The 10,378-nt window shown below is 75.3% G+C and carries 10 protein-coding genes; 9 read left to right on the forward strand and 1 reads right to left on the reverse strand.

The window, feature by feature from the left end:
* Positions 1–225: 225 nt before the first annotated feature.
* Entirely contained in the window at positions 226–1,692 is a 1,467-nt protein-coding gene (locus LCD35_RS24795) for a helix-turn-helix domain-containing protein (protein ID WP_225045048.1), read from the reverse strand.
* 441 nt (positions 1,693–2,133) lie between these two features.
* Here LCD35_RS24795 and LCD35_RS24800 point away from each other — a divergent pair, with 441 nt between their 5' ends.
* The 9 genes from LCD35_RS24800 to LCD35_RS24840 form a co-directional block, all read left to right on the forward strand.
* Positions 2,134–3,015, forward strand: coding sequence for a xanthine dehydrogenase family protein subunit M (locus LCD35_RS24800; RefSeq protein WP_225045049.1), 882 nt, complete (start codon positions 2,134–2,136; stop codon positions 3,013–3,015).
* A complete protein-coding gene (locus tag LCD35_RS24805) occupies positions 3,006–3,479 on the forward strand; it encodes a (2Fe-2S)-binding protein (RefSeq protein WP_224960597.1) in 474 nt (157 codons plus the stop codon). The genes LCD35_RS24800 and LCD35_RS24805 overlap by 10 nt, the downstream gene beginning before the upstream one ends.
* A complete protein-coding gene (locus tag LCD35_RS24810) occupies positions 3,472–4,974 on the forward strand; it encodes an amidohydrolase family protein (RefSeq protein ID WP_224978390.1) in 1,503 nt (500 codons plus the stop codon). Before LCD35_RS24805 ends, LCD35_RS24810 begins: the two co-directional genes overlap by 8 nt.
* Positions 4,971–7,265: a xanthine dehydrogenase subunit D gene (gene pucD, locus LCD35_RS24815; protein ID WP_225045050.1), complete on the forward strand. Its 2,295-nt coding sequence runs from the start codon at positions 4,971–4,973 to the stop codon at positions 7,263–7,265. Before LCD35_RS24810 ends, pucD begins: the two co-directional genes overlap by 4 nt.
* An 18-nt stretch (positions 7,266–7,283) precedes the next feature.
* On the forward strand, positions 7,284–7,766 hold the full coding sequence (locus tag LCD35_RS24820; RefSeq protein WP_225045051.1) for a nucleoside deaminase: 483 nt from the start codon (positions 7,284–7,286) through the stop codon (positions 7,764–7,766).
* A gap of 88 nt (positions 7,767–7,854) precedes the next feature.
* The gene (locus LCD35_RS24825; RefSeq protein WP_225045052.1) at positions 7,855–8,430 is read left to right on the forward strand and encodes an NTP transferase domain-containing protein; all 576 of its coding nucleotides are present in this window, start codon (positions 7,855–7,857) and stop codon (positions 8,428–8,430) included.
* A 132-nt stretch (positions 8,431–8,562) separates the two neighbouring features.
* Positions 8,563–8,868, forward strand: a complete 306-nt coding sequence (locus tag LCD35_RS24830; protein ID WP_224960604.1) for a hypothetical protein — start codon at positions 8,563–8,565, stop codon at positions 8,866–8,868.
* Positions 8,869–8,955: 87 nt separating this feature from the next.
* A complete protein-coding gene (locus LCD35_RS24835) occupies positions 8,956–9,579 on the forward strand; it encodes a TetR/AcrR family transcriptional regulator (protein ID WP_224960605.1) in 624 nt (207 codons plus the stop codon).
* Positions 9,576–10,378 (forward strand): MOSC domain-containing protein (locus LCD35_RS24840; protein WP_225045053.1); only part of this gene is annotated, 803 nt, incomplete at its 3' end. The genes LCD35_RS24835 and LCD35_RS24840, both read left to right, overlap by 4 nt.

A 10,378-nucleotide genomic window follows, 5' to 3' on the forward strand; every position in this document is an offset into this window, starting at 1 on the left:
GGCGGGGGCCCGGGCGCCGGCGGGGCGGGGGGGGGGGCCCGCCCCCGGGGGGGGGGGTTAGGTCGGGCCCAACCCGTTCCCCGCGGGGGGGGCGGGGGGGGGGGGCGGGGGGGGGGGGGCCCCACCAAGCACGGTACCGGTCGACGCAGCCGATTACGAACCGATCGGGTGAAACATCCCCGGCCGGACGGGCGTTTGTGACGACTCACACGACGCAGCGGCCGATCAGGACGGGCTGTCGTCGAGAAGTTGCAGTGCGAGGTGGAAATCCACTCGTGCGGAGAGATTTCCCAGCTCTCGTCCGGTGATCTGCTCGACCCGGCCGATCCGGTACCGCAACGTGTTCACGTGCACGTGCAGCAGCGCGGCGCAGCGCGACCACGAACCCGAGCACTCCAGGAACACCCGCAGGGTGCGCACCAGATCCGCCGCGTGCGCCTCGTCGTAGGACAACAGCGGCCCCAGCAACCTGTCCCGGTAGGACCGGCGCAACTCCGCGGGCACCGACGCCAGCAGCACCCGGTGCGACGCCAGCGCATCCGCCGTCACCACCGCCGAATCCGGGGCCAGCTCCGCCAGCCGCCGCGCGTGCCCCGCCTCCTCCAGCGCGGAGCGCAAGCCGTCCGCCGCCGCGACGTCGCTGACGCCCGCCCGCAAACCGGCCGCCGGACCCGCCAGCTCCGCGAACCCGCGGAACCGCGCGGGCAGCCCCGCCAGCCGCCGCTCGTCGGCCGCGAACACCGCGACCGCCACCTCCCCCAGCGGCGCCACGACCGACGGCGAACCCGTCGCCGCCGCCAACTCGCGCAGCACCGCGGCCGCGCGCGCCACACCACCCGGCACCGACAGCTGCACCACCCGCAGCGGTTCCTCCACCGGCACACCCGCCGCGTCCAGCCGCGCCGCCACCTCCGCCGCGCTCGACGTGCCGTCGAGCAGCCTGCGCAGCGCCGACTCCGCGGACCGGCCCGCGATGCGCCGCGCCTGGTCCACGCGGCTGCGCACCAGGGCGACCACGGTCGCGAGTTCCCCGAGCGCCTCCGGTGGGACCGCGCCGGCGCGGGACACCACGAACCAGCGGGCGATGCGCGGCTCACCGCCACCGCCCACCGGGCGGAAGGACCACCCGGCCCGAGTCCCCTCCCCCGACAGGCCGGGGCGCAGGTCGTCCGCGGCCGGCGGCTCCGCGGGACCCGCCAGCACCGCTCCCGCGCCGGACAGCACCCAGCAGCCGGTGCCCAGCTCGGCCGATGCCCGCTCCAGCACCTCGTCCAGCCCGGCGCCCGCCGCCAACGCCGACACCCAGCCCCGGCCCGCCGCGCGGTGCGCGTCCAGGATCCGCTCGGACAACGCGCTGAAGCTGACCGCGACCGGCACCTCCAGCAGCGGGAGGCCGTGTTCCCGGCAGGCGGCCACCAGGTCCGGCGGAGTGCTGCCCAGCCGCGCCGTGCCCGCGGCGACCGCCGCCACGCCCGCCGCCACGCCCGCCGCCGCGAGCGCGGCGGCGAACCGGGCCGAATCCGCCGGGTCCGCTCGCCACATCAGGCCGGTGACGACCAGCTCGCCGCCGCTCAGGTAGCGGCTCGGGTCGAGCAGGTCGGTGACGTACACGCCGCGGACCACCGGATCCGCCGGGCCGGTGAGCAGCGTCAGACCCAGGTCCGGGTCGTCGACGAGTTCGCTCAGGCGCACGCCGCTCACTCTGCACCGTCCGGGGCGGGCTGTGGAGTCCCGCGGGAGGGAGTGAACGGACCGTTCGTCCGATCTAGTTGGACGAACGGTCCGTTCACCCGGCTCGGCCGTGCGGGCGGCGGCGGTGTGCGGTGCGGCACCGCTCGACCCGAGCGCGGGCGGCGAGTGCCGCGGGATCCGTAGTGAACGGACCGTTCGTCCCATCCCGTTGGGCGAACGGTCCGTTCACTCCGCAGCGGTGGGTGCGCGCTTCGGGAGGCGACCGGAGGGGCGCCGGTTCGTAGGAACGTACGAGGGACGGGTGTTCACCCGTCCGGCATTTCGGGTGTTCCACCGCTGGTCAACCTCCGTTCGCGAGTTGTGTACTGGGACGACCACCCACGGCGACGGGCTACGAGTGGTGCGGCCCTCGTCGACTCCGACCGACAGGGGGGAAGCGCCGTGGACTTCCTGCGCCCGGCCTCGTGGCGCGAGGCCCTGGAGATCCGGGCGGCCCGCCCCGCGGCGACCGTGCTGGCGGGAGGCACCGACGTGCTGGTCGGGCTGAACTTCGGCCACGACCGGCCGGAGGCGCTGCTGGACCTCACCGCCACCGGCGCCGAGCAGGAGTGGTCGGAGTCGGACGGGGTGCTGCGCATCGGCGCGCTGCTGCCCTACGCGCGCCTGGTCGACGAGCTGGGCGACCGGCTCCCGGGCTTGGCGACGGCAGCGCGCACCGTCGGTTCTCCGCAGATCCGCAACCGGGGCACGCTCGGCGGGAACCTCGGTTCGGCCTCGCCGGCCGGGGACGGGCATCCACCGCTGCTGGCCTCGGACGCGCGCGTCGAGGTGGCCTCGGTGCGCGGTACCCGGACGCTGCCGGTCGCGGAGTTCTTCACCGGGCCCAAGCGCAACGCGCTCGCCGCGGACGAGCTGATCGCCGCGGTGCACGTGCCGACCGCTTCCGGCCCGCAGCAGTTCGCGAAGGTCGGCACCCGCAACGCGATGGTGATCGCGGTGTGCGCGTTCGCGATCGCCCTGCACCCGGACCGGCGGCGGATCGGCACCGGCGTGGGGTCGGCGGGCCCGGTGCCGTTCCGCGCGACGGCGGCCGAGGACTTCCTCGCCGCCGAACTCACCGCGAGCGACCGGTGGGAGCGGCCGCGGGAGCTGCCGGACCTGGTGGTGCGGCGGTTCGGCGAGCTCGTGGCGGCAGCCGCGCACCCCGTCGACGACGTGCGCGGCACCGCCGGGTACCGGCGGCACGCGCTGGGCGTCCTGGCCCGGCGGACGGTGCTGCGGGTGTGGGACGAGCACCGGAACGGGAGGCGGTCATGCGCGTGAACTTCACCGTCAACGGGCGGCGGCAGCGGGCCGACGACGTGTGGGAGGGCGAGAGCCTGCTGTACGTGCTGCGGGAACGCCTCGGCCTGCCCGGGTCGAAGAACGCCTGCGAGCAGGGCGAGTGCGGTTCGTGCACCGTGACCTTGGACGGGGTCCCGGTCTGCGCGTGCCTGGTCGCGGCCGGCCAGGTCGAGGGCCGGGAGGTGGGGACCGTGGAGGGGCTCGCCGACGGCGACCGGCTCAGCGAGGTGCAGCAGGCGTTCCTCGACGCGGGCGCCGTGCAGTGCGGGTTCTGCACCCCGGGCCTGCTGGTGCAGGCCACGGATCTGCTGCGGCGGCGCGCCGACCCGTCGGACGTGGAGATCCGGGAGGCGCTGGCAGGCAACCTGTGCCGCTGCACCGGCTACGAGAAGATCGTGGACGCGGTGCGGCTCGCGTCCCGGCGGGAGGCCGGCCATGCCTGAGCGGTTCGTGCTCGACGGTGCCGCGGTCGTCACCGTCGACGGCGCCGAGCACGCCGAGGGCCACGTGGTGGTCGACGGGGGCCGGATCGCCGCGGTCGGCGCCGGCCGGGCCGATCCGGGGCTGGGCGAGCGGATCGACGTGCGCGGTTGCCTGATCACGCCGGGCCTGGTCGACGCCCACCAGCACCTGTACCAGTGGGTGACGCGCGGGTTCGCGCCGGACGCGCCGCTGTTCGACTGGCTGACCTCGCTCTACCCGGTGTGGGCGGGGTTGGACGAGGACTGCGCGCACGCGGCGGCCGCCGCGGGTGCGGCGCGGCTGGCGTTGTCGGGGGCGACGACGATCGCCGACCACCACTACGTGTTCCCCCGCGACGGCGGTGACGTGTTCGGTGCGGTGATCGCCGCGGCCGGGAGCATCGGGGTGCGGCTGCACGCGGTGCGGGGCTGCATGGACCGCGGGCGTTCCCGGGGCGGGTTGCCGCCGGATTCGCTGGTGGAGGACGCGGACGTGGCGTTGGCGGGCACGGACGCGGCGATCGGCCGGTTCCACGATCCGAGTCCGGGGTCGGTGGTGCGGATCGCGGTGGGCCCGTGCTCGCCGTTCAGCGTCGGCGAGCGGTTGCTGCGGGACGCCGCGGAGCTGGCGCGGGCGCGCGGCGTGCGGCTGCACACGCACCTGGCGGAGACCGCGGAGGAGGAGCGGCGGTGCCGCGCCGAGTTCGGCCGCACCCCGGTGGAGCACGCCGACGCCCTCGGCTGGCTGGGCCCGGACGTGTGGCTGGCGCACACCGCGCACCTGTCGGCGGCGGAGGTGTCGCGGCTGGCGGAGACGGGCACGGGTTCGGCGCACTGCCCGAGTTCGAACGGCCGCCTGGGGGCGGGAACGGCGCCGCTGCGGGAGCTGCTGGACGCGGGCGTGCGGGTCGGGCTGGGTGCGGACGGGGCCGCGTCGAACGAGGCGGGCGGGATCGGCGAGGAGATGCGGCAGGCGCTGCTGACGGCACGGGCCCGGCGGGGTGGAGCTCCACCTGGGGCACGGGATCGGCGGGGTGCGGCGCTACCGGCGGAGCGGGACCGGCCCGGCACGGCGCGACCTGAGGACGCGGACCTGCCGGGCGCGGCGACATCGGCCGATCGGTCCCGGGGGCCGGCGGCGCTCTCGGTGCGGGAGGCGTTGTTCGCCGCCACCCTCGGCGGTGCCCGCTGCCTGGGCAGGCAGGACGAGCTGGGGTCGCTGCGGCCCGGGAAGCTCGCCGACCTCGCGGTGTGGCGGCTCGACGGGCTCGGTCACGCCGGGATCGAGGATCCGGTGGCGGCGCTGGTGCTGGGTCCGCTCCCGCCGCTGCGACTGCTGCTGCGCGGTGGCAGGCGCGTCGTCGAGGACGGCGCCCTCACCGCGGTGTCCGAAGTGGACTTGGCGCGCGACCTGCGCGCCGCGAGCGGCCGGATCCGCGCGCGATCCGGGGCACGGCACGGGGAGGTGGCCCGATGAGCGGTCCCACGCGCACTCCGCAGCACCTCGACACCGGCATCGCGGGCGGCATCGGGGAGTCCCCGTTGCGCCCGGACGGCACGTTGAAGGTGCGCGGCGAGTTCGCCTACTCCTCCGACCTGTGGGCGGAGCACATGCTGTGGGGCGCGACGCTGCGCAGCCCGCACCCGCACGCGCGGATCACCTCGATCGACGTGACCGGGGCGCTGCGGCTGCCGGGGGTGCGCGCGGTGCTCACCGCCGCCGACGTGCCCGGCCGCAACCGGTACGGGGTGAAGCAGCAGGACCAGCCGGTGCTGGCGGAGGACGTGGTGCGCTACCGGGGCGAGGCGGTGGCGCTGGTCGCCGCCGAGCATCCGGAGATCGCGCGCCGCGCCCTGGACCGCATCGCCGTGGACTACGAGGTGCTGCCCGCCAGCACCGACGCGGAGCTCGCCGCGCACGACCGGGCGCTGCCGCCGCTGCACCCCGGCGGGAACGTGGTGCGCCACCAGGTGATCCGCAAGGGGGACCCGGACGCGGTCGCCGACGTCGTCGTCTCCGGCACCTACACCGTGGGCATGCAGGACCAGGCGTTCCTCGGCCCCGAATCGGGGTTGGCGATCCCCGCCGAGGACGGCGGCGTGGACCTGTACCTGGCCACCCAGGACCTGCACTCGGACCGCACGCAGACCGCGGCCGCGCTCGGCCTCGACCCGGAACTGGTGCGGATGACGCTGTCCGGGGTGGGCGGCGCGTTCGGCGGGCGCGAGGACCTGTCGATCCAGGTGCACGTGTGCCTGCTGGCGCTGCGGACCGGGCGGCCGGTGAAGATGGTCTACGGCCGGGAGGAATCGTTCCACGGCCACGTGCACCGGCATCCGGCGAAGATGTACTACGAGCACGGTGCCACCCGGGACGGCGAGCTGGTGTACGTGAAGGCGCGGCAGTACTTCGACGGCGGTGCCTACGCCTCCAAGCCCCCCGTCGTCGTGGGGAACGCGACCACGCTCGGCGTCGGCCCCTACCGGGTGCCGAACGTGGACGTCGAAGCCTGGGGCCTGTACACGAACAACCCGCCGTGCGGGGCGATGCGCGGGCTCGGCGCGGTGCAGCCGACGTTCGCCTACGAGTCCCAGATGGACCGGCTCGCCGCCGAGCTCGGCATGGACCCGGTCGAGCTGCGCATCCGCAACGCCATCGCCGAGGGCGACACGATCCCCACCGGGCAGCGGATCGACCACCCGGCGCCCGTCGCCGAACTGCTGCGGCGGCTCACCGCGATCCCGCTGCCCGCGGTCGGCGGCGACCGGGACGTGCGGGAACTGCCCGGCGGTGTCGGCGGCACCACGCACGGCGAAGGGGTGGTGCGCGGCATCGGCTACGGGGTCACCATCAAGAACATCTGCTACTCCGAAGGCGCCGACGACCACTCCACGGCCCGCGTCCGGCTCGCCCTCGTCGGTGGCGAACCGCTCGCCGAAGTGCACACCGCCGCCGCCGAGGTCGGCCAGGGGCTCGTGACCGTGCAGCAGCAGATCGCCCGCACCGAGCTCGGCGTCGAACGCGTCACCATCCATCCCAACGACACCTCCGTCGGCCCCGCCGGATCCAGCTCCGCGTCCCGGCAGACCTACGTCACCGGCGGGGCGGTGCAGGCCGCGTGCGCCGCGGTGCGCGACGCGGTGCTGCTGCGCGCCGCGGAACTGCACGGCGTCACGCCCGCCGCGCTGTCCTTGCAGGGCGGGAAGATCGTGTCCGCGACGGCGGGCGTGCTCGCCGACCTCGCCGAGGTGCTCGGCGACGGGCCCGTCGAGCACACCCGCGAATACCACCACCGGCCCACCTTCCCCATGGGCGCCGACGGCGCGAGCGAACGCGTCCAGGTGCAGCACGCGTTCTCCGCGCACCGCGCCGTCGTCGACGTCGACGTCGAGCTCGGGCTGGTGAAGGTCGTGCGGCTCGACTGCGTGCAGGACGTCGGCAAGGCCGTCAACCCGGACGCCGTGCTCGGGCAGATCCAGGGCGGCAGCGCCCAAGGGCTCGGGCTCGCCGTCATGGAGGAGGTGCAGGTCGTCGACGGCGCCATGCGCAACGCGTCGTTCACCGACTACCTCATCCCCACCGCGCTCGACATGCCGCCGATGGAGATCGACGTCGTCGAACGCGGCGACCCGCACGCGCCGTACGGGGTACGCGGGGTCGGCGAGCCACCGACGATCTCCACCACGCCGGCCGTCGTCGCCGCGATCCGCGCCGCGACCGGCCGGGACCTCACCCACGTTCCCGTGGCACCGCACCACATCGTCTGAGCCCCGTTGGAGAACCACGTGCCGTCGACCGAACTCACCGACACCCGCTGGGCCGCGGAAGCCGTGGCACTCGCCGCCGGCAGCGTCACCCACGGCGGCGGACCGTTCGGCGCGCTCGTGCTGCGCGCCGGGCGGCCCGTCGCCAGCGGCACCAACCTCGTCACCGCCGAGCTCGATCCCACCGCGCACGCCGAGATCACCGCGATCCGCGCCGCCTGCCGGGAACTCGGCACGTTCCACCTCGACGGGTGCGTGCTGGTCAGCTCCTGCGAACCGTGCCCGATGTGCCTGGGCGCGGCGTTGTGGGCGCGGCTGGATCGCGTCGTGTACGCCGCCGACCGGCACGACGCGGCGCGCGGCGGGTTCGATGACCGGGCGTTCCACGACCTGTTCCGGCACCCCGAGCAGCCGTGGCCGACCCGCGTCCGCCAGGTGCAGCTGGCCGAACGGGCGGCACCGTTCGAGCGGTGGCTGGCGAAGGCGGACCGCGTCGACTACTGAACCGCCGCCCTGCCGGAGTGAACGGACCGTTCGACCAACTAGATCGGACAAAGGGTCCGTTCACTCCGCTGGTCGGTAGGGTCGGGGCATGCGGGTCGCTGGCGTGGTGCTGGCCGCGGGGGCGGGGCGGCGGTTCGGGATGCCGAAGGCGCTCGTCGACTACCGCGGCACCCTCCTGGTCGACCGCGCGGCCCGCGTGCTCACCGAGGGTGGTTGCGCACCGGTGCTCGTGGTGCTGGGCGCGGCCGAGGCGGAGGTGCGCGCGGCGGCGGAGCTGCGGGGCGTCGACGTGGTGTCCAACCCGGACTGGGACACCGGGATGGGTTCCTCGTTCCGGGCCGGCCTCACCGCGCTGGCAGGGGAATCCGCGGACGTGGCGGCAGCGCTGTTCCTGCCGGTGGACATGCCGGGCGTGACGGCGGAGGCGGTGCGCCGGGTCGCCGCGCACGCCGCGCCGGACGCCCTCGCCGCCGCATCACTCGACCAGCGACGCAGTCACCCTGTGTTGCTGGGACGCGCGCACTGGCGGGGGGCCGCGGCGACGGCCGTCGGAGATGCGGGTGCGCGCGGTTACCTTCGTGATCACGCCGTCACCCTGGTGAGGTGCGATGGCGTCTCGGAAGGTTTCGATATCGACCGGCCCGCAGACCTCGACCGCGGCTAACCCGTAGAGTCGGCTGTCACGCGTGAGGTGACGCCGAGCCACCGTCCGCGGCTGCGGCGCCCGCCGAGCAGGAGCGCCAACCCGGTCGGTGCGCGCGTGACCGGCCCGCAACAGCGCCGACGGGGAGGCAACATGGCAACGGGACACATCACGGCCAACTACGTGCCGGACGGCGACGACTGGTCGGTCACCGTCTCGACCGGGCAGACGACCCGCACCGCCCGCGCTCCCGGCCTCATCGCCGCCCGGGACCAGGCCGACCAGCTCATCGAGCACTTGGCGCCGAACCCCACCGGCCGCGTCGTGATCCACCTGCTCAACGGCGACGGCTTCGCGTTCAGCACCGCCTACCTGCAGGCGCGGCACGGGTTGTCCGACGAGGCGACCCGCCAGGCCGCTGCCGCCGCCGACACCGCCAGCGCGCACGCCGCGCGGTGACCCGGCGCCCCGCGCCCTGGATCGGAAGATCACCCGAAAGGTCCGGCGGAAACCACGCCCCCACCACTTCTCCCTAGGATGGTCGCCGTGAACGCACCGACCAGCAGCTTGCCCGACGGGACCGGCCGGTCCCCCGGACGCGGCCGGCCGCGGGACGCCACGCGCGACGCAGCCCTGCGCACCGCGGCGATGGAGGTCCTCGCGGAAGTCGGCTACCGCGCGCTGACGATGGATGCCGTCGCGGCCCGGGCCCGCGCGGGCAAGGCCACGATCTACCGGCGTTGGGAGTCGAAGCTCGACCTGGTGATCGACACCTGCAACGAGCTGGTGCAGCGCAACATCCCGGAGCCGGACACGGGCAGCGTGCCGGGCGACCTCGGCGAGTTCCTGCGCGCGTTCGCCACCTTCCTCACCGGGCCCGCGGGGAAGGCGGCGCAGGCGCTGGTCGGCGAGCTGCCGCACGAGCGGGAGCTCGCGGCGGCGTTCCGCGAGTCGTTCCTGCTGCCGCAGCGCGACGTGCTGCGGCGCATCGTGGAGCGCGGTGTGCGGCGCGGCGAGATCAACGCGCAGGCTCCGATGGACACCGTGGTGGAGCTCGCCGGTGCCGCGCTGCTGCACCGGCTGATGCTCACCGGTGAACCGCTGGACACGCGGTTCGTGGACCGGTTGCTGGCGGACGCGCTGCTGCCGCTGCTGCACCGCGACGTGTGAGCGCCGGCGTGCTGCGCGGGACCATCTCCCGGCTGCACCGCTGGCCGGTGAAGTCGTTGCGCGGCGAGGCCGTGCCCGCGGCCCGCTTCGACGAGCGCGGCATGGCCGGCGACCGGGCGCACGTCCTCGTCGACCAGCGCGAGCGGCGCGCCGGTTCGGTGCTGACGGTGCGGCAGAACCCGGCGCTACTGCACTGGTCGAGCGGCTACGGCGCGGAGGTCGTGGATCCGGTGCCCGCGCCGACGCTGCACGCGCCGGACGGCACCGCGTGGGACTGGGCCGATCCGCGGCTGCCCGCGGCGCTCACCGGTTCGCTGGGCATCCCGCTGAGCCTGCGCAGCGAACCGGGCAACCAGGACCGGGGCCCGACGGTGCTGGTCACCGTGCAGTCCACGTTGGACGCGCTGGCCGCCGACCTGGGTGCCCCGGTGGACCTGCTGCGGTTCCGGCCGAACGTGCACCTGGAGCTGGACGTGCCGCCGTTCGCCGAACTGGGCTGGGGGCCGGGAACCACCATCACCAGCGGCGAGGTCGATTGGGAGGTCGTCGGCCCGAACTCGGGGGCCTGCGTGCGCTGCGCGGTGCCCAGCTGGGACGCGGGCGGGCGGACGCGGTGGAAGGAGTTGCAGCGGCGGCTCATCGACCACTGGGACAACCGGTTCGGCACCATCGTGCGCGTCTCCCGCGGTGGCACGGTGCACCGCGGGGCGGGGGGGGGGGGGGGCGGCCCCCCGGGGGGGGCCCCCCCGCCCCCCCCCCCCCCCCCCCGCCGCAAAGATAGCAGGCCCCACCAACAGGA

Source organism: Saccharopolyspora sp. 6V (assembly GCF_020176785.1).
Lineage (GTDB): Bacteria > Actinomycetota > Actinomycetes > Mycobacteriales > Pseudonocardiaceae > Saccharopolyspora_C > Saccharopolyspora_C gregorii.

Coding starts and splice junctions, on each gene's coding strand:
- LCD35_RS24805 (WP_224960597.1), top strand. CDS start 3,006: ATGCGCGTGAACTTCACCGTCAACGGGCGGCGGCAGCGGGCCGACGAC.
- LCD35_RS24810 (WP_224978390.1), top strand. CDS start 3,472: ATGCCTGAGCGGTTCGTGCTCGACGGTGCCGCGGTCGTCACCGTCGAC.
- pucD (WP_225045050.1), top strand. CDS start 4,971: ATGAGCGGTCCCACGCGCACTCCGCAGCACCTCGACACCGGCATCGCG.
- LCD35_RS24825 (WP_225045052.1), top strand. CDS start 7,855: ATGCGGGTCGCTGGCGTGGTGCTGGCCGCGGGGGCGGGGCGGCGGTTC.
- LCD35_RS24830 (WP_224960604.1), top strand. CDS start 8,563: ATGGCAACGGGACACATCACGGCCAACTACGTGCCGGACGGCGACGAC.